Source organism: Brevibacterium sp. LAARM3_SD1 (assembly GCF_057364765.1).
Genome location: NZ_JBNFOL010000033.1, coordinates 13,194 through 36,748 on the forward strand (window position 1 = coordinate 13,194; position 23,555 = coordinate 36,748).

23 protein-coding genes and 3 pseudogenes are annotated in these 23,555 nt (G+C 64.6%); 1 reads left to right on the plus strand and 25 read right to left on the minus strand.

From position 1 onward, the window contains the following. Positions 1-6 precede the first annotated feature (6 nt). From AC2W7L_RS15520 to rpsB, 8 genes and pseudogenes are all read right to left on the minus strand, one after another. Positions 7-747: a hypothetical protein gene (locus AC2W7L_RS15520; RefSeq protein WP_486005162.1), complete on the minus strand. Its 741-nt coding sequence runs from the start codon at positions 745-747 to the stop codon at positions 7-9. Then, positions 740-1,300 carry a DivIVA domain-containing protein gene (locus AC2W7L_RS15525; protein WP_025777300.1) on the minus strand — a complete coding sequence of 187 codons (561 nt, stop codon included), beginning with the start codon at positions 1,298-1,300 and terminating at the stop codon, positions 740-742. The genes AC2W7L_RS15520 and AC2W7L_RS15525 overlap by 8 nt, the downstream gene beginning before the upstream one ends. A gap of 112 nt (positions 1,301-1,412) precedes the next feature. After that, positions 1,413-2,642, minus strand: a complete 1,230-nt coding sequence (rlmN, locus tag AC2W7L_RS15530; RefSeq protein WP_486005181.1) for a 23S rRNA (adenine(2503)-C(2))-methyltransferase RlmN — start codon at positions 2,640-2,642, stop codon at positions 1,413-1,415. Positions 2,643-2,848: 206 nt separating this feature from the next. After that, positions 2,849-3,618, minus strand: a pseudogene (locus AC2W7L_RS15535) (phosphatidate cytidylyltransferase). Positions 3,619-3,865: 247 nt separating this feature from the next. Next, a complete protein-coding gene (gene frr / locus AC2W7L_RS15540; RefSeq protein WP_486005163.1) occupies positions 3,866-4,423 on the minus strand; it encodes a ribosome recycling factor in 558 nt (185 codons plus the stop codon). Between the two features lie 209 nt (positions 4,424-4,632). Further along, positions 4,633-5,384: pseudogene (gene pyrH / locus AC2W7L_RS15545) on the minus strand (UMP kinase). A 184-nt stretch (positions 5,385-5,568) separates the two neighbouring features. Continuing rightward, positions 5,569-6,395: pseudogene (tsf, locus tag AC2W7L_RS15550) on the minus strand (translation elongation factor Ts). Positions 6,396-6,428: 33 nt separating this feature from the next. Beyond that, positions 6,429-7,310, minus strand: coding sequence for a 30S ribosomal protein S2 (gene rpsB, locus AC2W7L_RS15555; RefSeq protein ID WP_486005164.1), 882 nt, complete (start codon positions 7,308-7,310; stop codon positions 6,429-6,431). Between the two features lie 551 nt (positions 7,311-7,861). Between rpsB and AC2W7L_RS15560 the strand changes: the two genes are divergently transcribed. Then, positions 7,862-8,932 (plus strand): D-alanyl-D-alanine carboxypeptidase family protein, encoded by a 1,071-nt coding sequence (locus AC2W7L_RS15560; protein ID WP_486005165.1) that lies wholly within the window; start codon positions 7,862-7,864, stop codon positions 8,930-8,932. Between the two features lie 16 nt (positions 8,933-8,948). On the opposite strand, the gene AC2W7L_RS15565 is transcribed toward AC2W7L_RS15560, so the two are convergent. From AC2W7L_RS15565 to ftsY, 17 genes are all read right to left on the minus strand, one after another. After that, positions 8,949-10,070 carry a tyrosine recombinase XerC gene (locus AC2W7L_RS15565; protein ID WP_486005166.1) on the minus strand — a complete coding sequence of 374 codons (1,122 nt, stop codon included), beginning with the start codon at positions 10,068-10,070 and terminating at the stop codon, positions 8,949-8,951. A gap of 27 nt (positions 10,071-10,097) precedes the next feature. Further along, complete coding sequence (gene dprA / locus AC2W7L_RS15570) at positions 10,098-11,327, minus strand: DNA-processing protein DprA (protein WP_486005167.1); 1,230 nt, start codon at positions 11,325-11,327, stop codon at positions 10,098-10,100. Then, positions 11,324-12,952: a YifB family Mg chelatase-like AAA ATPase gene (locus AC2W7L_RS15575; protein WP_486005168.1), complete on the minus strand. Its 1,629-nt coding sequence runs from the start codon at positions 12,950-12,952 to the stop codon at positions 11,324-11,326. The genes dprA and AC2W7L_RS15575 overlap by 4 nt, the downstream gene beginning before the upstream one ends. Beyond that, on the minus strand, positions 12,949-13,386 hold the full coding sequence (locus AC2W7L_RS15580) for a YraN family protein (RefSeq protein ID WP_486005169.1): 438 nt from the start codon (positions 13,384-13,386) through the stop codon (positions 12,949-12,951). The genes AC2W7L_RS15575 and AC2W7L_RS15580 overlap by 4 nt, the downstream gene beginning before the upstream one ends. A gap of 132 nt (positions 13,387-13,518) precedes the next feature. Continuing rightward, positions 13,519-13,836: a DUF2469 domain-containing protein gene (locus AC2W7L_RS15585; RefSeq protein WP_135810242.1), complete on the minus strand. Its 318-nt coding sequence runs from the start codon at positions 13,834-13,836 to the stop codon at positions 13,519-13,521. Beyond that, complete coding sequence (locus tag AC2W7L_RS15590; RefSeq protein ID WP_486005170.1) at positions 13,833-14,015, minus strand: hypothetical protein; 183 nt, start codon at positions 14,013-14,015, stop codon at positions 13,833-13,835. Before AC2W7L_RS15590 ends, AC2W7L_RS15585 begins: the two co-directional genes overlap by 4 nt. Further along, positions 13,994-14,650 (minus strand): ribonuclease HII, encoded by a 657-nt coding sequence (locus AC2W7L_RS15595; RefSeq protein ID WP_486005171.1) that lies wholly within the window; start codon positions 14,648-14,650, stop codon positions 13,994-13,996. The genes AC2W7L_RS15590 and AC2W7L_RS15595 overlap by 22 nt, the downstream gene beginning before the upstream one ends. Further along, positions 14,650-15,357, minus strand: a complete 708-nt coding sequence (gene lepB / locus AC2W7L_RS15600; protein ID WP_486005172.1) for a signal peptidase I — start codon at positions 15,355-15,357, stop codon at positions 14,650-14,652. The genes AC2W7L_RS15595 and lepB (AC2W7L_RS15600) overlap by 1 nt, the downstream gene beginning before the upstream one ends. 161 nt (positions 15,358-15,518) lie before the next feature. Continuing rightward, entirely contained in the window at positions 15,519-16,142 is a 624-nt protein-coding gene (lepB, locus tag AC2W7L_RS15605) for a signal peptidase I (RefSeq protein ID WP_486005173.1), read from the minus strand. Between the two features lie 31 nt (positions 16,143-16,173). Beyond that, positions 16,174-16,515, minus strand: a complete 342-nt coding sequence (gene rplS / locus AC2W7L_RS15610; protein WP_486005174.1) for a 50S ribosomal protein L19 — start codon at positions 16,513-16,515, stop codon at positions 16,174-16,176. 172 nt (positions 16,516-16,687) lie between these two features. Then, a complete protein-coding gene (gene trmD / locus AC2W7L_RS15615; RefSeq protein WP_167200938.1) occupies positions 16,688-17,506 on the minus strand; it encodes a tRNA (guanosine(37)-N1)-methyltransferase TrmD in 819 nt (272 codons plus the stop codon). Positions 17,507-17,562: 56 nt separating this feature from the next. Then, positions 17,563-18,063, minus strand: coding sequence for a ribosome maturation factor RimM (gene rimM / locus AC2W7L_RS15620; RefSeq protein WP_486005175.1), 501 nt, complete (start codon positions 18,061-18,063; stop codon positions 17,563-17,565). Positions 18,064-18,241: 178 nt separating this feature from the next. After that, positions 18,242-18,472 carry an RNA-binding protein gene (locus tag AC2W7L_RS15625; protein ID WP_039210974.1) on the minus strand — a complete coding sequence of 77 codons (231 nt, stop codon included), beginning with the start codon at positions 18,470-18,472 and terminating at the stop codon, positions 18,242-18,244. A gap of 1 nt (position 18,473) precedes the next feature. Further along, complete coding sequence (gene rpsP, locus AC2W7L_RS15630) at positions 18,474-18,905, minus strand: 30S ribosomal protein S16 (protein ID WP_486005176.1); 432 nt, start codon at positions 18,903-18,905, stop codon at positions 18,474-18,476. 157 nt (positions 18,906-19,062) lie between these two features. Continuing rightward, positions 19,063-20,676: a signal recognition particle protein gene (ffh, locus tag AC2W7L_RS15635; protein WP_486005177.1), complete on the minus strand. Its 1,614-nt coding sequence runs from the start codon at positions 20,674-20,676 to the stop codon at positions 19,063-19,065. 308 nt (positions 20,677-20,984) lie between these two features. Continuing rightward, positions 20,985-22,205, minus strand: a complete 1,221-nt coding sequence (locus tag AC2W7L_RS15640; protein WP_025777323.1) for an ammonium transporter — start codon at positions 22,203-22,205, stop codon at positions 20,985-20,987. A 170-nt stretch (positions 22,206-22,375) separates the two neighbouring features. After that, on the minus strand, positions 22,376-23,518 hold the full coding sequence (gene ftsY / locus AC2W7L_RS15645; protein ID WP_167197486.1) for a signal recognition particle-docking protein FtsY: 1,143 nt from the start codon (positions 23,516-23,518) through the stop codon (positions 22,376-22,378). Between the last annotated feature and the right edge of the window lie 37 nt (positions 23,519-23,555).

The following is a 23,555-nucleotide window of genomic DNA, read 5'->3' on the forward strand; positions in this document are numbered from 1 at the left end:
CAGGCCTCAGGAGGCAGAGAGGACCTCGTTGCGGTACCAGTTGAGGCTCGATCCGGCTGCGATCTCACCGTCGTCGGTGAGCAACAGCGTGTGGTCGGGTGCCAGCGGTACGACAGCGGCGAATTCGACTCGGGAGTCGCGCATCGCCTGGTCGAGGTTCGCGGTCTCGGAGCCGATAGTCAGGCCGACACCTTCGAAGCGTGAACGAGTGACCCGCACTGAGGCACGGCCCGGCTCGATCGGTTCGGCAACGATTCCGTGCAGGACGATCGTGTTCTGGGCAGAATCTGCGCCGACTCCTTCGCCGGCACCAACGCCAGCACCGCCACCGTCAGTTCCGACACCCAAAGTCGCTCCGCCGGTCCCGGCGCGCAGATCCACCGGGAGTCCGATCCGGGCGGCAGCGAGCAGTCCGAGCGCCCGCGCCAAGGGCGGGACATCCTCGGCGAGGGTGAGCGTGGCACCGGATTCCGGAACCACGCCCATGGCACGCAGCACTCCGGCGAGCTTCGAGCTGCGGTCGAGTACCTCGGCGCGGTCGAGTTCGACGGGAACGGACAGCGCCTTGATCAGGCGCGGATCCGTGACTTCGCGGCCGTCGACGAGCGGTTTCTCCGGAGCCGGTCCGGTGAGCACGATGTCTTCGGCCTTGCCCATCGCGATCGGGAAGTCGAGGAGTTCGTACACCGGGTTGAGCGTGCCGGGATCGGTCGCGGTCGGGACCGCGAAGTAGTGGAAATCAGTCAACGGAAGCCATCACTTCGACGACGCGGTCGATGAACGCATCGACCTGGTCCTCGTTGTATGCCTTCTTGCCTTTCGCCGTCTTGAACAGCACGCGACGGACCTGGTCCACGCTCATCGCCACGCCCTGCGTGAAGTACGAGTTGACCTTGTCGCACATGTCGTCGACCTGGGTGATGTCGTAGCCGATGACTCCGGGAGGCGGGTTGTCGAAGCGCTCTCCGGGTTCGCGGACCAGGCGTCCCCGCAGGGACGCTGCCACACGGGTGAGCTCAGAGACCCAGGCGTCCTGACCGGACTGCGCGATCAGACGATCGCGCGCCTGCTTGGCGAATGCGTCTTCGAGACGGTCGAGTGCGGCATCGACGACGGCGACGTGGTAGCCCTTGCGGACGAGGTCGAAGCCGACCGTGCGCACCGCCCGGGAGTCGAGGTCGCCGGGCTGCGGCGTCGGCCGTTCGAAGGACTCACGTGCGCGCTTGAAGAAGCTGTCGACCTGCTTGGGGTCGTATCCGTTCTTCCAACCGGACATTCGAGGGAAAGTCGTGTCCGCCATGTCTCCTCCAGAAGCGAGTGGCTGTGGTGTTTCCACCATCTTAGATGGAAGCCGCAGAAATTGCGTGGCCGCGGTCGGCGAGTGCCGATCCGGACGTCGTTCCGGGCGTCGATCAGTCGGCTGCGGCGAGCTGTCCGCAGGCGCCGTCGATGTCGGAGCCGCGGGTATCGCGGATCGTCGTCGGGATGCCCTGATCGATGAGGCGGCGGACGAATTCGTCGGCGACTTCCGGTTCGGAGGCCGTCCACACCGAGCCCGGCGTCGGGTTGAGCGGGATCGGGTTGACGTGGACCCAGCCGCGTCCGCGGGCGTTGAGTTTCTTCGCCAGCAGTTCGGCGCGCCAGGCGTGGTCGTTCATGTCCTTGATGAGCGCGTATTCGATGCTCACTCGCCGTCCGGTCACCTGGTAGTAGTTATAGGCGGCGTCGATGGCTTCGTCGGCCTTCCAGCGCGTGTTGACCGGGATCATCTCGTCGCGCAGTTCGTCATCGGGCGCGTGGAGGCTGAGCGCGAACGTGACGGGGATGTCCTCGGCGGCGAGCTTGTTGATGCCGGGCACCAGGCCGACCGTGGAGATCGTGATCCGCCGTGCCGACATGCCCAATCCTTCGGGCGTGGGTCCGACGAATCGGCGTACCGCGTTCATCACTCGCTTGTAGTTGGCCAGGGGTTCGCCCATACCCATGAAGACGATGTTCGAGACCCGTTCGGGTCCGCTCGCCGAGGCGGCCGTGGCCTCCCCGTCGAATGCGGACTCCCCCGCCGCATCGTCATCGTCGGCTTCCGCGCCGAGCGCGGTCTCGCCGGCACCGGGCATATCCGACTTCGGAGCCTCGGCGAGTTCGCCGGCGGCGATGACCTGGTTGGCGCGGACGACCTGTTCGACGATCTCGGCCGTGGACATGTTCCTGGTCAGACCCTGCTGGCCGGTGGCGCAGAACGGGCAGTTCATTCCGCAGCCGCACTGGCTGGACACGCAGAGGGTGACGCGGTTGCGGTAGCGCATGAGCACGGACTCGACGAGAGCTCCGTCGAAGAGGCGCCACAGGAACTTGATGGTGTCGCCGTTCTCGGTGCGCAGGCGGCGTACCTCGGTGAGCAGGTGCGGGAAGAACCGTTCCTGGATCTCAGCCCGCGTGTCCTTGGGCAGATCCGTCATCGCCTCGGTGTCGGTGACGTAGTGACTGAAGTAGTGGGTGGAGACCTGCTTGGCCCGGAATGCGGGCAGTCCCATCTCCTTGACCGCGTCGATGCGTTCGTCCATCGTCATATCGGCCAGATGCTGAGGCGGCTGCTTGACCCGTGCGGACTTGAAGTTGAGAAGGGGACGGCCATCGCGCATCGGGGTCTTCGATGTCGTGCCGTCGGCATGTTCGACGACGGGCCTGGTCTGCCTTCTGCCTGCTTGAGAACTCACACGGCCATTGTCTCATGTTCGCCGCGCGGCTGTCGTGTGTGAGCCGCCACGTCGGGCGGGATGAGAACGGGGCGCGTGCGAACCAGGCCCTGGGCGGAGTCGGCCAGACGAGTCGGTGTCAGCCGGGCAGGTCAGAGGTAGCCGGGCAGCACCGAGAAGAGGACGAGCGCAACGGGAGCTGTCGGCAGGATCGAGTCGAGTCGGTCCATCACACCGCCGTGCCCGGGCAACAGGGTGCCCATGTCCTTGAGTTCGAGGTCGCGTTTGATCATCGATTCGCTGAAATCGCCGAGGGTGGCGAAAGCGGGAATGACTGCACCGATGACCAGACCGGTCCAGAACGCCGCACGACCGTGACCGCCAGGATCGTCGCGACGACTGCGGCGAAGACGGTGGAGCCGAGGTAGCCCTCCCAGGACTTCTTCGGGGAGATCCTCGGGGCGATGGGGTGTTTGCCCCACAACACGCCGAAGACGTAGCCGCCGGTGTCGGAGGCGACGACGGCGGAGAGGAAGATGATGACGAAGAAATTGCCGTCCGGCTGGGTGAGGATGTAGACGATGAAGCAGGCCATGAGGCCGACGTAGGTGAGGGCGAAGAGGGAGAGCGAGACGTCTTTGACTGCGTTCTTCCGGCGCTCGACCATCGTGAAGAGCATGACCGCTCCGGCGCTGGCGGCGAAGGTCACCCAGAGGGCTTCGCGGCCGCCGATGAAGGTGGCGACGACCATACAGGCGGCCGACACCATTGTGGGCACGCGGGAGACGAGGGAACCGGAGCGTGACAGCGCGTTCGCCAGCTCCCACATTGCGGCGACGATGCCGATGAGGACGATGAAGAGGAAGGAGATCGGCAGGAAGATCAGAGATGCCAGCACTACTCCGCCGATGAGCAGCCCCATGCCGATCGCGGCCGGCAGGTTGCGTCCGGCCCGACCGTAGTCCTTCTGCTCTAGTTCGCTTTCGGCCGCGGCGCCTCGGCGGTGGGGTTCGACTCCGGGTCGTCAGGCGAATACGGCTTGTCCGAGTTGCGCAGATCTCGGCGTCTGGGGAAAGGGGTCTCTGACCGCGCGGCCTCGCCTGACGGATCCGGCTCCCCGAAGGGAGCCGGATCTGTCGCGGGGCTGTCGGACCCTGTCACTGCGATCATCAGACCTCGAGCAGCTCAGCTTCCTTCTGCGCAAGCAGCTTATCGACGCTTTCGACCTTGCTCTTCGTCAGATCGTCGAGTTCGGAGATGCTGCGAGTGACCTCGTCCTCGCCGGCTTCGCCGTCCTTCTTGATCCGTTCGAGCGTCTCTTTGGCGTGACGGCGGATGTTGCGGATGGAGACCTTGCCGTCTTCGGCTTTGCCCTTGACGATCTTGACGTATTCCTTGCGGCGTTCCTCGGTGAGGTCCGGGAGGACGACGCGGATGACGTTGCCGTCGTTGGCGGGGTTCGCACCGATGTCGGAGTTGCGCAGAGCGTTCTCGATGTCGTTCAGCGTGCCCTTGTCATAGGGGGTCACGAGGATCGTGCGTGCCTCGGGCGTCTGGAACGAGGCGAGCTGCTGCAGCGGCGTCGGGGCACCGTAGTAGTCGATCTCGATTTCGGCGAACAGTGCGGGGTTGGCGCGGCCGGTGCGGATCGACGCGAAGTCGTCCTGCGTGAATTCGACGGCTTTGTCCATCTTCTCTCTGGCTTCGGCCAGTGTCTCTTCAATCACGGTTGCCTCTTTCCATCTCTTAAAGCTTTGAGTTCATTCTATGGGTCATCGCTGGAAAATGCCGCACCGAATCTTCGCAGGAGTGTTCTCACCTGCGTGGATGTGCGGGGGCAGGCCGCCTCGTTGTCAGCGGTTCAACGCTGTCGGGATCGACCTGCGGTCAGGGCCGGGCCACCTCGCTGGGATGAACCGCCTCGGCGGGATGGGTCTCAGTGAACGACCGTGCCGATCTTCTCACCGATGATGGCTTTGCGCAGGTTGCCCTCGCCTTCCATACCGAAGACGTGCATCGGCAGCTTGTTGTCCATGCACAGGCTGAAGGCGGTCGCATCGACGACTTTGAGGCCGCGCTGCAAGGCGTCCTGGTAGCTGATCTCGGCGATCTTCTCGGCGTTCGGGTCGACCTTGGGGTCGGCGGTGTAGACGCCGTCGACACCGTTCTTGGCGATGAGGACCTCATCGGCGTGGACCTCGAGCGCGCGCTGGGCGGCCACGGTGTCGGTGGAGAAGTACGGGAGTCCGGCTCCGGCGCCGAAGATGACGACGCGGTTCTTCTCCATATGACGCATGGCGCGGCGGGGAATATAGGATTCGGCGACCTGCGACATCGGGATCGCGGTCTGCACGCGGGTGTCGACACCGTCTGCTCGAGGAAGTCCTGCAGAGCCAGGCAGTTCATCACAGTGCCGAGCATGCCCATGTAGTCCGCACGGGTGCGGTCCATGCCGCGCTGGGAGAGTTCGGCGCCGCGGAAGAAGTTGCCGCCGCCAACGACGATGCTGACCTCGACATCCTCGGTGGTGGGAGCGACCTCACGGGCGACAGCGGCCACGACGTCGGGGTCGACGCCGATCTTGCCGCCGCCGAAGACCTCGCCGGAGAGCTTGAGCAGAACACGGCGGCGATGAGTGCGCACCGCTCGACTGGCGTAGCTGGATTCGTGAACTGGGGTGCTTGTCATGGAGTCCTTCTTCCGTGCGGGCAGGTCTGTGCCCGGTGGGATCTTCACTGTGATCGGGCGTCTGGGACAGTCTAGCGAAAAACGGGGCCGGACCGATTGGTCCGACCCCGCTCCTCGGGTGAGTTCTCACTCACGCGCTGAACCTCGGAAGCAGAGACGTATCCGCTTCACGGTCAGTGGTGTATCAGGCTCCGACGCGGTAGCGCAGGAAGCCGGTTGCCTTGACGCCGGCAGCCTCGAGCACCTTGGCCACGGACTGCTTGGGATCCTTGGCGAATCCCTGGTCGAGCAGGCAGTTCTCCTTGAAGAAGCCGTTGACGCGACCTTCGATGATCTTCGGCAGAGCCTGCTCGGGTTTGCCTTCGTTCTTCGCGGTGTCTTCGGCGATGCGACGCTCGTTCTCGACGAGATCGGCGGGAACGTCTTCGCGGGAGAAGTACTTCGGGGCCATGGCGGCGATGTGCACGGCGACATCGTGTGCCACGGTCTCGTCGTCACCCTCGAATGCCAGCAGCACGCCGACCTGCGGGGGCAGGTCCTTGTTGGTGCGGTGCAGGTAGGAGGCGATCTTGGAACCCTCGAGGCGACCCACGCGACGCAGGTCGACCTTCTCACCCAGGGAGGCACCGGATTCGGTGATGAACTGGGAGACGGGCTTGCCGTCGGTCTCAGCGGCGAGCAGCGACTCGGCCGAATCGGCCTTGTTCGCCACGGCCAGTCCGAGGACCTCTTCCGAGAGCTTGACGAACGGTTCGGACTTCGCCACGAAGTCGGTCTCCGAGTTGAGCTCGATCATGGTGCCGACTCCGCCTTCGACGGAGGTCGCGACCAGACCGTCGGAGGTCGAGCGGCCTTCGCGCTTGGTGGCGCCCTTGAGGCCCTTGATGCGCAGGGCTTCCATGGCCTTCGTCTGGTCGCCGTCGGACTCGTCGAGAGCCTTCTTGACGTCCATCATTCCGCGCCGGTCTTCTCGCGCAGTGCCTTGATATCAGCGGCAGTGTAGTTTGCCATTCCTTCTCCTCAGGATGGTGGAGTTAAACGAAATCAGGACTCGGTCGACTCGGTGGAGTCGGCAGCTTCAGCGGTTTCGGCCTCAGCGGCCGGAGCGGCTTCTTCGGCCGGGGCAGCAGCCTCGGTGCCGTTCTCTTCGGTCTTGCCTTCGAGGAGCTCGCGCTCCCACTCGGGCATGGGCTCGACGGCGGAGACGTTCTTCTCACCGCTGGCGTCGTCCGAGGAGTGGCGGGCGATGAGGCCCTCGGCCACGGCGTCGGCGACCACGCGGGTCAGCAGCGAGACGGAGCGGATGGCGTCGTCGTTGCCCGGGATCGGGTAGTTGACGTCGTCCGGGTCGCAGTTGGTGTCGAGGATGCCGATGACCGGGATGCCCAGCTTCTTGGCTTCGTCGACCGCGAGGTGTTCCTTCTTGGTGTCGACGATCCAGACGGCAGACGGAGTGCGCTGCATGTCGCGGATACCGCCGAGGGTCTTCTCGAGCTTGTCTTTCTCGCGACGCAGGATGAGCAGTTCCTTCTTGGTGTGCGAGGAACCTGCAACGTCGTCGAAGTCGATCTCTTCGAGTTCCTTGAGGCGGCGCAGACGCATCGAGATGGTCTGGAAGTTCGTGAGCATACCGCCGAGCCAACGCTGGTTGACGTAGGGCTGACCCACGCGCTGAGCCTGCTCAGCGATGGATTCCTGGGCCTGCTTCTTGGTGCCGACGAAGAGGATCGAGCCGCCGTGGGCCACGGTCTCCTTGACGAATTCGAAGGCGTTGTCGATGTAGCCCAGCGACTTCTGCAGGTCGATGATGTAGATGCCGTTGCGCTCGGTGAAGATGAAGCGCTTCATCTTCGGGTTCCAACGACGGGTCTGGTGTCCAAAGTGAACGCCGCTGTCGAGCAGCTGGCGGATGGTGACGACGGCCATGCCGACGCCCTCCTTTCTGTGCACCCTCAGGGTGCTTTTACGTCACGCGCGCGTCGCCCGTTCTCAAAGCGAACCTCTGAGGGTCCGCATCGATTCGACCGACGGGATGCGTCGATGACATTTTCGGTTGATTCCTGGTACCCGGTTCGTCCGCCCCACAGGCACACCTGACGGCTGCCTGCACCATGGGAAGGAGAAGAATTCGGATACGCGTAGTCAGAAGACACGCTTCTGCTGGGCTCAAGTCTATCCCGGTTGGGCAAGTCATTTCCAATCGAGATCGATCCCTCGCCGAGGCGGCCCACCGACCCTCATCGCCGCATCGACTCGTGCGTCGACCGGTGTGGATCGTTCGGTTCGGGGTGCGCCGCTGTGAACGATTCGCTTCGGTCGTGGTGAGCTGGGTGGCCGTCGTTTCGGTGCACTGGGCCACCGTTTCCTGTGGACGGTCGTCTGACTCGAACGTCGGAGCCCTGTGGAGGGAGACGATTCGTCCACAGCGGTGATTCTCTACCGTGACTCGACCGTGCTCCATGGGGTTGCATGCTCCTATGTCTCTCTTCGCGTTCGACCGCCTCCGACTGCTGTTCCGTCTCCGAACGAGACGCTCCCACCTCGGCTCACCAGAGTCACTGCTTCTTGCCGTGATCATCGCAGCGGCTCTGGTGGTCACGACCACTCCCCCGGAGGCGAGCGCCGCTTCCGGGCCCGTGTCGACAACGGCGCAGAGCGGTTCGCAGAGGAGTGCTCCGACGAATTGGGTCACTCCGGTCCCGGCGATGGAGACCATCGAAGCCTTCGATCCCCCGGACAAGCCGTGGCTCAAGGGACATCGTGGAATCGACGTGCTCGCTCTCGAGGGCGAGCCGCTGCGGGCACCGACGGGAGGGACGGTCCGCTTTGCAGGACCGGTGGCGGGAGTGGCCACTGTCAGCATCCTCACCGAGTCCGATCATGTGCTCACCTTCCAACCGGCCGCAACGTCGCTGAAGAAGGGTGAGAGTTTCACCGCCGGTGAGCAGATCGGCACGGTGGGCAGCGGAGGTCACTGTCAGCGTTCATGTCTGCATATCGGGGCATGGCCGGCCGCAAGCGACAGGAGATACGTCGACCCGGGCAAATTCTTCGGTCAGGAGCAGTCGGCATTGCTGCCGCTGTCACGCAAGCCTGCAAAAGAACCGAAGGGCGGCGGGGATTCGACCACTTCCGGTGCCGGGGCGTGGGGCGGTCACAGCAATGGGCGGATTCCCGCCTCGGCGATGTGTCAGCTGAATACGGCTCCCGGGCAGATGCTGCGTTGTGATGCTCAGGCGGCGTTCGATCGGCTCTCGACGGCGTTCGAAGCTCGGTTCGGTGCCCCGATCTCCGTCACCGATGCCTACCGGGACTACGCCACGCAGGTGATCCTCAAACGGCGGAAGGGGCGGATGGCGGCGACACCGGGAACGTCGAATCATGGGTGGGCGCTGGCGGTCGACCTCGGCAGCGGGATCAATTCCTTCGGCACCGCGCAGCATCAGTGGATGCGGGCGAATGCTCCGAAGTTCGGGTGGATCCATCCGGGCTGGGCGAGGCAGACGGGGTCGCTGCCCGAGCCGTGGCATTGGGAATTCCGGAAGTAGAGAACCGCTGTGAGTCTTAGGCTCGGGGGTGTGCTCGACGGTAGGTGTCCTGCAGCCGCTGCATGGATACGTGCGTGTAGATCTGAGTGCTGCTCATGGTGGAGTGGCCGAGCAGCTCCTGAATCTGCCTGAGGTCGGCTCCGCGGTCGAGCATATGAGTGGCCGCCGAGTGTCGCAGCCCGTGTGGTCCGATGTCCGGGGCGCTGGGGTCGTCAGAGCCGTACCGATGAACGAGTTCGCGCACCTGCCGCGCACCGATGCGTCGCCCACGGACGCCGAGGAACAGTGCGTCGCCGCTGTGGGGACCGACGAACAGTTCGCGGGTGGCGAGCCAGTCGTCGAGGGCCCGGCGTGCCGGGGTTCCGAACGGAACGCGACGTTCCTTGTTGCCCTTGCCGAGCACAGTGATCATCGATGCCCGGTGATCGATATCGCTGCGGTCGAGTCCGGTCAGCTCCGAGACGCGCACGGCGGTGGCGTAGAGCATTTCGAGGATCGCGGAATCGCGAATGCGTTTGGCCGCTGAGAGCGGATCAGGCTTCCCCTCGGCCGAGGCGTCGTCTGTCTCTGTGCCGCTGCGGGCGAAACCATCCGACCGTGATTGCCCGGTGTCGCGTTGAGCATCGCGGGATCTCTCGGCAGCGGAGATGAGGTCGGCCGCCTGCTTCGGTTTGAGCACTGTGGGCAGACGGGAGTCCTTCTTCGGTGTCCGCAGGCGTGCGGCAGGGTTGTTCTGCAGGTCCAGATTGCTCACGCAAAAGGCGAAGAAGGAGCGCACGGCAGCGATCTTGCGGGCCACCGTCGATTTCGCGGCACCGGCATCATCGAGGGCGATGAGCCACGACCGCAGATCATCGAGTTCGATGTTGGCCAGATCAATACGTGTACCTGGGGCCCGCTGAGAGGCTCCAACGCCGTCCGGCGAGCGCTGACCGCTATCATTCGGAGCCTGTTCCGACGCACGCGTTGTCGCTCCTCCCGCGGTCCCGCGGCGGAGCTTCGTCGAGTGCACGGCGTGATCGAGAAAATCGGAGACGTCGGCGATATAGGCACGAGCGGTGTGCTCGGAGACATCACGAGACCGCAGGTGGTCGGAATAGCCGGCCACCACCTCGGCGACGGTCGTTGATGTGCTCACGTCCCCAGGATACGCGGACGATCCGGTTCAGCCTCGAGACTTGTGCAGCTTCACCCACCCTGTGTCGCGGCGCTCGGCCAAACCAGCCAGGTCGAGTGCACTCAGGGAGTTGAGCGCATCGGCGATCGTCAGCCCCGCCCGGGAGGCGATGGTCCCGACGTCGAGCGGCTTCGACACGGTCAGCGCATTCAGGCAGATCTTCTCCCTCTCGTCGAGCGCTTCACGGGGGTCAGCTTTCGACGGATGGTCTCCGTTCTCCGAAGCAGCACCGTCTGCGGTCGCTGAGAAGAGGGCCGGAGAGTCATCGTCCATGAGCGCGCTGACATCGTCGCTGCAGGTGACGAGTTCCGCTTCGTGTTCTCGGACCAATTTGTGTGCCCCGGTCGAGGACGCCGAATACACGGATCCGGGGAAGGCCGCGACCTGCCGGGAGAGTTCAAGGGCATGCCGGGCGGTGTTGAGGGCCCCGCTGCGCCAACCGGCTTCGACGATGACACTCACCTGCGAGGAGGCGGCGATGAGTCTGTTGCGCAGCAGAAACCGGTGGCGCATCGGCGTCATTCCCGGAGCCGTCTCGGACACGATGGCACCGGTGGCGAGTATCTGGTCGAACAGTTCGGCATTCGCCGCCGGGTAGAAACGGTCGACTCCCCCAGCCATGAATGCCACCGTCGGTGCTTCGCGCGCAATGGCGGCACGGTGAGCGGCCGCATCGATTCCGAACGCACCACCGGACACGACGGTGATTCCTCGAGCGGCAAGATCCCAGGCAAGGTCGGAGGCGCATTTGGTTCCGTAGTTGCTGGCCGCCCTGGCACCAACGACGGCGACGGCGCGACTCAGCACGGTGCTGAGCGAGGCGACTCCCCGCACCCACAGCCCCAACGGCGCTGCGGGACCAAGGTCATCGAGCATTCCGGGCCACTCCTCGTCTTCGGGAATGACCAGACGACCGCCGACCCTCGCGACCATGTCCAGATCATTCCCTCTCGTCTCGGCGTCCCCAGCTCTCACTGCCCACCGGTCGATGGCCTCCGACATCTGCCCATGTTCGGCCGCCTCGGTGCCCGTGGCGGCGAGGCCCTGCACGGCTTCGTGAGCTGTGGTCTCGCCACGGCCGACGGCCACGATGATCGTGTGGGCGGCAACCGGACCGATCCCGTCGACGAGCCGTTTGAGCAGACCGTCGCCGGGTTCGCCGATGCGCAGGAGCGAGGCGATGGCCCCGCGGACGTCTTCGTGTGTGTTCACGGTCATGACTCCTGTGTCCTCAGGGCGAGCGCCATTCTCATCGTGTCCGGGTCGGGTCCGGGCTTCCCAGCCAGATCCGCCAGCGTCGTCGCAACGCGCAGCACCCTGTCATAGCCGCGCATGGTGATCCGGCCGGTGTCGAGCGCCCGATCAAGATCGGCCAGGTCGACCGGTGTGAGGGCGAAGTGCTCGCGCAGCCAGGTTCCGGGCGCTTCGGCATTGAGTCTCCAGTCGCAGTCGGCGAAGCGTTCCGCCTGCCGATTCCGCGCTTCGAGCACGCGAGCGGCCACCATGGTGCTCGACTCCTGATCCTCGCCGAGCCGGATGTCGGCGGGAGAGACGGGGAACAGTTCGAGCTGCAGGTCGACTCGGTCGAGGAGTGGCCCGGACAGCCGATTGCGATAGCGGCGTTTGTCCAAGGGCGTACACCGGCAGTCCGCGCCGGCTCCAGCCATCCCAACCCCGCAGGGGCACGGGTTCGCGGCCATGATGAGCTGGAAGGACGCCGGAAGCACCATCGAACCCCAGGCCCGGTGGATGTGGACGCGACGGGATTCCATCGGCTGTCGCAGTGCTTCGAGGACGTCGCGGGAGAATTCGGGAGCTTCATCCATGAACAGAACCCCGCGGTGGGCGCGGCTCAGTACTCCTACCGTTCCGGGTCTGCGTCCGCCGATGAGCGCCGAGGCGGTGCTGCGGTGATGGGGCGCCTCGAACGGGGGCCGGTGATCGAGTCCGTCGCTGCCGTCGAGTTCTCCGCGCAGGGAGCGGACGGTGGCGACTTCGACGGCTTCCTCATCGTCGAGCGGCGGCAGAATTCCGGGCAGGCACTGGGCCAGCAGGGTCTTACCGGCTCCCGGCGTGCCGCGCATGAGCAGGTTATGCCCGCCCGCGGCAGCGACTTCGAGACCGAATCGCCCCTCGGCCTGTCCTTGGACTTCGGAGAGATCGTGGAGTTCCGGATTGACCGGGACGGGACGATCCATGTCGAGGACTGCGGGCAGTGCGGGTACGGCCATCGATCCTCCGTAGGCATTGACCACTTCGGCCAAAGAGGCAACCGGGAGAATTCGTGCTCGGCCGATGAGCCGGGCCTCGTCGGCATTGCCGATGGGGACGACGAAATGGTCGAAGCCGGCCTGCAGCGCCGTGTGCAGGGACGGAAGCACTCCGGTGACGGGACGGATTCTGCCGTCGAGTCCGATCTCACCGCAGTGGATGACGGCACCGGTGTCGTCATCGGTGATCAGCGACAGTGCTCTGAGCACGGCGACGGCAATGCCGAGGTCGAATCCAGTGCCGATCTTCGGCACTGTTCCAGGGGTGAGGTTGATCGTCAGGTGTTCTGTGGCGACGGGGTTCCCGAGGTAGGCAAGGGCTGCTCGCAGTCGCTTGCGTGATTCGCTCACCGACGCATCCGGCAATCCGACGATGTCGATTCCGGGCAGTCCGGCGCTGACGCTGGCTTCGATCGACACGATCTTCCCGGTCAGTCCCCACAGTGCCACGGCGGAGGCCCGCCCGATGATACGCGCCGAGGATGCGGGTTCGCCATCGTCGGCCTCGGCTGGCTCGATCGGCTCCGGCAGATCGACCGGGGGATCCTCCCGACCCGGTGTCTCCTCACTCATGAGTCGACCTGGATGTTCGGGCAGTGGAAGTACTGAACGCGCGGTTCCATGATGATCCCAAGCGCATCGATGCGCGTTGAGGGAAAGTATTCGTCCTGACCGCTCAGCCAGATCCCTGCGAGTATGCGGATCCGGGCAAGCTTTGTGCGGGTCACGGCCTCCAACGGTGATCCCAGCATTGCGGTGCGCCGCGTCTTGACCTCGACGAATACCGCGGTGTCACCGTCGCGGGCGATGATGTCGAGCTCACCTCGAGCGCACCGGAAGTTGCGTTCGAGAACGACCAGACCGGCGTCTTCGAGGAACTCCGCGGCGAGGTCCTCTCCCCTGCTGCCGAGCGCCTGTTTGCGCAGGCCTTTGGCGGTCCTCGTGTTCTTCCCCGTGCGGCTCCGACCAGGCGTCTGTGTTCGACCGGGTGTTCGTATCCGTCCCATGTCGGTCAGATGAACACGGTGACAGCAATCAGGGGAAGAACAGAAAAACGGCCTGTGGAAGAGCGTTGCTCATCCACAGGCTGCTGACGGTCAAGTCACGGCTACGTCCACAGCGATCGGCGCAGGAGTGCCTCAGCCGCGGATGGCCGTCGGCGGTTCGAGATCGGACTTCGCGATCTCCTCGATGTTGACGTCCTTGAACGTCAGCACGTGCACGGTCTTGATGAACCGTGACGACCGGTAGCTGTCCCAGACCCAGGCGTCGCGCAGGGTGAGTTCGAAGTACACGTCGCCGGCGTCGTTGTGAGCCTTGAGGTCGACGTGGTTGGCCAGGTAGAACCGGCGTTCGGTCTCGACGACATAGGCGAAGAGCCCGACGACGTCCCGGTATTCCTTGTACAGCGCAAGCTCGAGTTGTGCTTCGTAGTCGTCAAGATCATCGGCACTCATGACAGGCCCTCCTTCGCTCCTGTGTCCACGCTCAGGCGGAAGCTTCTCCGGTGGTGGATACTGGGTCCGAGTTCGGTGATGCCCTGCCGGTGCTTCACCGTCCCGTATCCGACGTTTGATTCCCAACCATAGTGCGGGTGGGCTTCGGCCAGCGCGATCATCGTCTCGTCGCGTGCCACTTTCGCCACGATGCTCGCTGCCGCGATCGCCGGAACGGAGCCGTCGCCTTTGACCACGTGCGCACCGGCGGCAGTTCGAGGTCGGCACAGTCACCGAATATCCCCAGGGTGTCGAGGGTGAGTGGGGCCGAGAGCCAATCGTGGCGACCGTCGAGGAGGACTATCGTCCGCTCCGTAAATCCCCTCGCCGAGGCGGCTTCCCCGCTCCCCTCGGAACCGCCGGAGCCGTCAGAACCGGCCAGAGCGTTCCCGGTGGACCCGGCGGCGGACCCTGCGCCCACCCATTCGCCGAACATCGAGAGCATGGCGCGACGTCCGGCGAGGTTGAGCGCCATCGTCATCCCCACCTCGTCGAGTTCGGCGGGGGTCGTCGACCCCACTGCCGCGGCGGTCGCCCACGATCGCACGCGATCAGTGGCCTCCTGCCTCGACTGCGCGCTCAGCTGCTTTGAATCATGGATGCCGGCGGGCACCTCGGCGGCAATGAGAGCGCGCAGGTCGAAGAGGGCAACACCGACGCTGACGGGTCCGGCCAGCGCCCCGCGGCCCACCTCGTCGACACCGATGACGAAGTCGAATCCCTCGCTGAGAAGTCCTCGTTCGACGCTGAGGTCGGTCAGTCCACGTGCAGCCATCAGTTCCCGGTGACTCCTGCTGGGGTGTCCGGAACGTCCGCGAAGACCTCATCGGGGGTCGAGACCCAGCTGAAGTGCTTGAACGGCCAGTTGATGAGGAACACGGTGCCGACCACGTCATCTTCGGAAACGTAGGGGTCCGTGTCCGTATGATACCGCGAGTCGGCCGAGTTGCTGCGGTTGTCGCCCATCACCCAGTAGTGGCCTTCGGGCACGGTGACTTCGAATTCGACGTCCGAGGGTGCGGTGCCCTCATCGAGGTAGGTCTCGTCGATCGGTTCGCCGTTGACCATCAGGCGGCCTTCGGCGTCGCAGCACTTGATCGTGTCACCGCCGACGCCGATGACGCGTTTGATCAGCTGATTTCCCGAATCCGAGGGCGCCAGGCCGATGAATTCGAGGATCGGGTTCGGTGTGTACTCGGCGGTCTCGGCGGCCGAGAGCCAATGATCCGGGTCGTCGAAGACGATGATGTCGCCGCGATCAGCGGGTCCGAAGCGGTGCGCCATCTGGTTGACGAGCACCCGGTCATCGACCTGGAGGGTGGTCATCATGGACTCGGACGGAATGTAGAAAGCGCGGACGACCCACGTCTTCAGCGCCGTCGAGATGAGCAGGGCGACGACGATGATCGCCAGGGTCTCCAGCAGCCCGCGCGCAAACCGTTTCGAGGCGGATGGCGGGGAAGCTTCGGATTCGCTTGTCATTCGTTCGCTTTCACATCGGACCAGGACTGCGGCTGTGGACTGAACCGAGCGTATCAGCACAGCTGTCGCCGAACACTCAGCCGCAATGCAGTTCCGTGCGAACGCTCAGAACTCCTCACAGACACTCAGTCGAGGACGATCGCCCTCGCCGAGGCGGGCGCTCAGTCGATCGAGGAACCGTGTCCGATGACCGGGCCGATGACCCGGTCGGTGGGGATGTATCCCCCACCGGGCCGTCCCAACAGCGACCGCGAATCGGCGGAGTCATTGCGGTTGTCGCCCATCACCCACATCGTGCCCTCGGGGACTTCGATGGAGAACTCCACCGCCGAGGCGGGGGTGGGCGCGTAGTCTTCGTTCAAAGGTTTGCCGTTGAGGAGCAGACGCCCCTTCGCGTCGCAGCACTCCAAGGTGTCACCGCCGACGGCGATGACGCGTTTGACGTAGTAGACGTCACGGGGGCCGAGTCCGACCCAGGATCCGATCTTCTGCAGCGGAGTGGGCAGCGCATCGTCGACGAACGATCCGCGGCCGTCGAAGACGACGATGTCTCCGCGTTGGAGTTCTCCGCGCAGGGCGTCCGGTCGCCACACTGTGATCGAGTCGTCGACTTTCAGGGTCGGCTCCATCGAGGCGCTCGGAATGGTGAAGCGCTGGATGACGAATCCGCGGATCGATCCGCCGAGGACGACGATGATGACGACGATCGCCGCGATCGTCTTCCAGAACCGTGCCGAAGACAGAAGACGCGACCCGAAGGTCGCGTCTTCATGTCTGTTCGGCACCGTGTGATCATCTCCCACAGCGCCGGGCAAATCAGGCCTTTTCGCGGATGCGAGCAGCCTTGCCGCGCAGTTCGCGCAGGTAGTACAGCTTCGCACGGCGCACGGCACCGCGGGTGAGGACCTCGATCTTGTCGACGTTGGGCGAGTGCACCGGGAAGGTACGCTCCACACCGACGCCGAAGCTGATCTTACGAACGGTGAAGGTCTCGCGGATGCCGTCGCCCTGGCGACGGATGACGATTCCCTTGAAGACCTGGATACGCGAGCGCGAACCTTCGATCACCTTGACGTGAACGTTGAGGGTGTCGCCCGGACGGAATTCGGGAACGTCAGACTTCAGCGAGGCTGCATCTACAACATCGAGCTTCTGCATTGTGGTTTCTCCTGTGGCCTCTGCTTCAGGTCGAGGACACGCATATCGGACCGGTGAACCGGTAGCTGGATCGTCTGTCGGGATCTCTCCCCTTCGACCCGCCGATCGAAGCGACGGGCCACCGTGGGCACTCATCCCCCTGAAGCAGGTGAGTGCCAACAAACGCGACGCTCTATTCTGTCACGGTTGAGCGCTCAGACTCAAACCGCTCGAGCGCCGCCAGATCGTCCTTGTTCAGGTCATTGAGCTTCTCGAGCAGATCCGGTCTGACCTCGGCGGTGCGTTCGAGACGTCGGTCACGTCGCCAGCGTGCGATCGCGGCGTGGTTGCCGCTGAGCAGGATCTCGGGAACTTCGCGTCCGCGCCAGGTCGACGGCTTCGTGTAGATGGGGTATTCGAGCAGTCCGTCTTCGTGGCTCTCCTCGGTCAGCGACTCGGGATTGCCGATGACACCGGGGATGAGGCGGCTGACGGCTTCGATCATCACCATCGAGGCGACTTCACCACCGTTGAGGACGTAGTCGCCGATGCTCATGGGCAACAGGTCAAAGTGCTCTCCCGCCCAGTCGATGACGCGTTGGTCGATACCCTCGTAGCGTCCGCAGGCGAAGACGAGGTGGTCGCGACCGGCGAGGTCTTCGGCGATGCGCTGGTCGAACACCTGCCCGGCGGGGCTGGGCACGATGAGCGTCGGTCTGGGTCCAGCCGCGGCACCGTCAACCAGGCCGCGATCAGGGCTGTCACCATCCTCGGCGCTTCCCCGTCCCGTGAGGATGTGCTCGAGGGCCAGGGCCCAGGGTTCGGCCTTCATGACCATTCCCGCTCCCCCGCCGTAGGGCGAGTCATCGACGGTGTTGTGCCGGTCGAAGGTGAAGTCGCGCAGGTCGTGGACATCCAGGCGCAGGTGCCCGCGGTCGACGGCTTTGCCGATGAGCGAGAGCTGCAGTCCGGCGAGGTATTCGGGGAAGATCGAGACGACGTCGATCGACATCTGCGGGCCGGCCGCCTCGGTGGGGGTGTCGTTGTCGGTCATCGGGGACGGTTCGCTCATTCAGCGTCGAAGAGGCCGGCGGGCGGGGTGACGCTGATGCGGCCGGAGTCGATGTCGACGTCGGGCACGATCTCGGTGACGAAGGGGATGAGGACGACGTGACCGGCGGTGTGCTTCATGTGGAGCAGATCCTGGGCGATGCCGTTGGTGACGTCGACGATTTCGCCGACGAGGGCGTCGTTCTCATACACCTTGAGTCCGATGAGGTCATCGAGGTACCAGGCGTCGGATTCGTCTTCCTCTTCGTCCGCCTCGGCGAGGATGAGGGTGTTGCGGATCTCCTCGGCGCGATTGCGATCGGGGACCTCGTCGAAGGCCAGGAGCAGACGGTCGCGGTGCCACCTCGCCGACTTCAGTGTCAGCGGTCCGATGTCGGGATCGGTGGCAAAGGTCGCTCCGGGGTTGAGCCGTTCCTCGGGTCGGTCGGTGCGCACCTCGACGGTGAATTCGCCCTTGATTCCGTGCGGCTTGCCCAGCCGGGCGATCACCGTGTCCATACTGCTCCTCGAAGTCTGCTGTCTCTGTCTGTCCGGCCGTTCATGCCTCCGGATGACTGCGCTTGCGCTCAGCCGGCGGACCGCCGTGTTCTGGCACCAGTGTAGTCGGCGACTGGTAAGTGAATGCACGAGAGGGGATGCGGCGCATATGCGCCGCATCCCCTCTCGCATGTTGGAATTACGCCTCGATGAGGTCCACTCGCACCGACTCACGGCCGGCCAGCGAGTTCATCACGGTGCGCAGGGCCTTGGCGGTCCTGCCTGCACGGCCGATGACCCGACCGAGGTCTTCGGGGTGAACCCGGACCTCGAGGGTCGTGCCGCGCTGCGAAGAACGCGAACGAACGGAGACGTCGTCGGGATGATCGACGATTCCGCGGACCAGATGTTCGAGCGAATCAGGCAACATCTCAGGCTTCAGCGCTTTCTTCAGCAGCCTCAGGTGCGGCTTCGGCTGCTTCCTCGGCAGCCTCAGCGGACTTGCCGCCCTTCTGCGTGATGGCTTCCTTGATCACCGATTCGGCGTTGGGGGCCACGTAGGCTTCCTTCTCCGGCTGCGGCTTCACGGTGTTGACCGCTTCACCCTCGCCCTTGAACTTCTGCCAGTCACCGGTGAGCTTGAGCAGTGCCTTGACCTGGTCGCTCGGCTGAGCACCGACGGAGAGCCAGTACTGAGCGCGCTCGGAATCGATCTCGATGACCGAAGGCTCGCGGGTCGGGTGGTAGATGCCGATCTGCTCGATGGCCTTACCGTCACGACGGGTCTTCGAATCAGCGACGACGACGCGGTAGAAGGGTGCACGGATCTTGCCCATGCGGGTCAGACGAATTTTGACTGCCACTTTAGTGGTGTCTCCTTTTGTGTTCTGTGTGCACAGCTGTACCAGAAGAATCGTGGGGTTGATCTGCTGGAAGCCGCGGCTCGGACTATCACTTCGGCGCGGATGAGAGGGCCCGGACCGAGAGCAAAAGTACAAGAGTCAATTGTGCCAGAAGGCGCTACTTCTTGCCACCTGGGAAGATTCCGCCGAAGCCCTTGGGCAGGTTCGCCGGATCGAATTCCTCGTCCTTGCCCAGATCGACTCCGCCGAAGGCCGAACCGACCGGATCCTGGGTCTTGCCCGCCTTCTTGTCGGCCAGCGCCTGCGCTTCCTGCGCACGCTTGGCCGGGTTGCCCGACTGACCGCCCTTGCGGCCCTTCTTCTTCCCTGCGGGTTTCTTCTTCTTTCCACCCGCCGCACCAGGCATTCCGCCCATTCCGGGCATCTGCGGCATCCCGCCGCCACCGGGCATTCCGGGCATGCCACCCCCACCGCGGGTCATCGACCGCATCATCTTCTGCGCCTGAGTGAAGCGCTCCATGAGCTGGTTGACCGCGGTGACCGTGGTGCCGGCACCCTTGGCGATGCGGGCGCGACGGGAGCCGTTGAGGATCTTCGGGTTGGAGCGCTCCTGGGGTGTCATCGATCTCACAATCGCTTCGACCCGGTCGACCTCACGCTCGTCGAAGTTCGCCAGCTGCTCCTTATACTGGCTCATGCCGGGCATCATGCCCAGCATCTTCTTCATCGAGCCCATCTTCTTCAGGCCCGCCATCTGCGTGAGGAAGTCGTTGAGGTCGAAGTCCTCGCCGGATTCGACCTTCTTCTTGAGCTTCTCGGTCTCTTTTTCGTCGAAGTTCTTCTCGGCCTGCTCGATGAGCGTCATGATGTCGCCCATGTCGAGGATCCGATCGGCCATCCGGTCCGGATGGAACTGTTCGAAGTCCTTCATCGATTCGCCAGTCGAGGCGAACATGATCGGCTTTCCGGTCACCTCGGCGACGGACAGCGCGGCACCGCCGCGGGAGTCACCGTCGAGCTTCGAGAGCACGACTCCGGTGAAGTCGACGCCCGCAAGGAACGCCTCGGCGGTCTTCACCGCGTCCTGACCGATCATCGCGTCGATGACGAAGAGGACTTCGTCGGGCTTGACCGCGGTGCGGATGTCCGCGGCCTGCTGCATGAGCTCCTCGTCGATGCCGAGGCGGCCGGCCGTATCAACGATGACGACGTCGTGGAGTTTGGACTTCGCGACTTCGATCGAATCGGTGGCGACCTGGATCGGATCGCCCACACCGTTGCCCGGCTCCGGAGCGTAGACCACGGCGCCGGCACGTTCGCCGACGATCTGGAGCTGGTTGACGGCGTTGGGACGCTGCAGGTCGGCCGCGACGAGCATCGGCCGGTGGCCCTCGGACTTCAGCCAGTGGGCGAGCTTTCCGGCCAGGGTGGTCTTACCGGCACCCTGGAGGCCGGCGAGCATGATGACCGTCGGCGGACGCTTGGCGAAGTTGAGGCGACGGGTCTGACCGCCGAGGATGCCGACGAGTTCGTCATTGACGATCTTGACGACCTGCTGGCCGGGATTGAGTGCGCCCGAGACCTCCTCGGACAGGGCGCGTTCCCGGATCCGGCCGGTGAAGGCACGCACGACAGGCAGGGCGACGTCGGCGTCGAGCAGGGCACGTCTGATCTCACGAATGGTGGCATCGACGTCGGCTTCGGACAGCCGGCCCTTCCCGCGCAGATTCTTGAAAGTCGCGGTGAGCCTGTCGGACAGAGAGTTAAACACGTACAAGCCTTCTTCACGATGGTTTGGTCGACTCTCTAGACTAGCAACTCACCCGTGCCGGGCTGAAACCAAGAGTGCTGACAATGCCCCGTGAACCCTCGCCGAGGTGGCGCTGGCCTTCCAGTATTCGTCAATTGCCGAACGCCGAGGCGGCACAAATGCTTCACCTGCAAGCGGAACGGCCGATCGCCTCGGCGGGGTGGTCTGCTTCCACCCTGCCGAGGCGATCAATGAGCACGACGTCGCACTCTCCCCCGTTCACGCGGCCGGCGAGACCCACCGGCCGCCTGGACGGGCGTCTGTTGGGGTCACCGGAACGAGTAGGCCTGCTCGGCGTGTTCGAAGGTGTCGATTCCCTCGAGTTCCTCCCGCGGGTCGATCCGCAGCCCCATCGTCGAGCGCAGGACCAGCGAGATCGCGAGCGTGACGAGACCGGCGAAGACGATGGCCACGAGACAGGCGAGCACCTGTGCAACGAGGAGTTCGAGTCCGCCTCCGTAGAAGAGGCCGGCCGGTCCGTCTTCGTTCGGGAAGGCGAAGAACCCGATCATCACGGTGCCGATGATTCCGGCGACGAGGTGGACGGCCACGACATCGAGCGCATCGTCATAGCGCAGACGGTTCTTCGCTTCGACGGCGAAGATCGCACCGGCGCCTGCCGCGATTCCGATGAGGATGGCCGCATAGGGATCGACGTTCGCACACGCCGGGGTGATCGCGACGAGGCCGGCGATAGCTCCCGAGACGCTGCCGATGCTGCTCGGTCGCGAGGCGCGCAGGCGTTCGATCATGATCCAGGTGATCATGCCAGCGGCAGGTGCTGCCAGCGTGTTGATCCAGATGAGTCCGCCCTGTTCGATGGTGGTGGCGGCACCGCCGTTGAACCCGAACCAGCCGAACCACAGCAGCGCAGCCCCGAGCACGGTGATCGGGATGTTGTGCGGCTTGTGCGGGGTCGAGAAGCGGGCGCGACGACCCATGACGACGACGAGCACCAGGGCGGAGATGCCGGCATTGATGTGGACGACCGTGCCTCCGGCGAAGTCGATGGCCGGCCCGAACAGACTGCCGATCGCGCCGGATTCGCTGAGCAGTCCGTCTCCCCAGACCATGAACGCCAGGGGGCAGTACACGAGGGTCACCCACGCGGCGGAGAAGACCAGCCAGGTGGAGAACTTCGCCCGGTCGGCGACCGCGCCGGCGATGAGGGCGATCGCGATCATCGCGAACGTCGAACCGTAGCCGATGGAGATCAGCGAGGCCGGGTCGTTCGCGACCGAGCCGGTGAGTCCGAGTTCGGACAGCGGGTTGCCGACGATTCCTGCGATCGAGTCACCGGAGCTCAGTCCGTAGCCGAAGAGGACCCAGACGAGTCCACCGACGGCCATCGCGGAGAAGACCATCATCATCATATTGATCGCCGAGGTGATCCGCGTCATTCCTCCGTAGAAGAACGCCACCCCGGGGGTCATGAGCAGCACCAACCCCGCGGCGACCATCATCCATACATTCACTGCATCGAGTTCCATGTCGTCTCTTTCGTCTCTTTCGTGTCTCGGCCGGTTCCGAAACGAACCGGGCAGACACAGTCTGCATGACGCATGTCACAGTGATGCTTCGGTCATGTTTCGTGCATATGACGAGCCGGGCCCCACCCAGCAGAGACAAGGGTGAGACCCGGCAGAATCAGTGTGCGGAATCAGTCGAGAAGCGCGTCGACGAACCCTTCGGCGGTGAATGGAGCGAGGTCGTCCGCACCTTCGCCGAGCCCGATGAGCTTGACCGGCACTCCGAGTTCCCGCTGCACGGCGACGACGATTCCGCCCTTCGCGGTCCCGTCGAGCTTGGTGAGCACGATTCCGGTGATGTCGACCGCCTCGGCGAAGACCTTCGCCTGCTGCATGCCGTTCTGTCCGGTGGTCGCATCGAGGACGAGGAGCACTTCGTCGATCTCGTGGCCCTCCCCCAGCGGGCGGGTGGCCACTCGCTTGACCTTGCCGAGCTCATCCATGAGTCCGCGCTTGTTCTGCAGACGTCCGGCGGTGTCGATGAGGACGACATCGGTGCCATCGGCCTGGCCCTGTTCGACGGCCGAATAGGCCACCGAGGCAGGGTCGGCGCCCTCTTCCTTCCGGACGGTTTCGACGCCGACGCGTTCACCCCAGGTGGCCAGCTGTTCGGCAGCGGCGGCACGGAAGGTGTCCGCGGCACCGAGCAGCACGGTCTTGTCCTCGGCGACGAGCACGCGGGCGATCTTGCCCACCGTCGTCGTCTTCCCGGCACCGTTGACTCCGACGACGAGGATGACGGAGGGGTCATCGCCCTTGCCGGTATCGGCGAGCGAGCGGTCCATCGTCGGATCGACGAGTGTGATGAGCTCTTCGCGCAGCAGTCCGCGGACCTCTTCGGGATCCCGGGTGCCGAGCACCTTGACGCGTTCGCGCAGGCGGTCGACGAGCTCGGTCGTCGGTTCGACGCCGACGTCGGCGAGGATGAGCGTATCCTCGATCTCCTCCCAGGCGGACTCGTCGAGGTTGTCACGGGAGAGGAGGTTGAGCAGTCCGCGTCCGAGCCCCGAATTCGACTTCGCCAGGCGTTCGCGCAGGCGGACGAGGCGGCTGGCCGGTTCGGTGGGAACCTCGGAACCGCGTGCTTCGGCCTTGTCCTTCTCGACCGCCTCGGCGACGTCATCGATGCTCAGCTCACCGGTGACCTCCGCATCGATGCCGCGCTTGTCGTCGAGGCCTTTCTTGCGGGCGTTGACGCGCAGGGAGATGCCCACGCCGACGACGATTGCGAACACGATCGCCGCGACGATGAGCAAGATGATCGGCTGATCCATGGTTCTTCCGTCCTCCTTTGAGTGCCGCCGTTCGGGC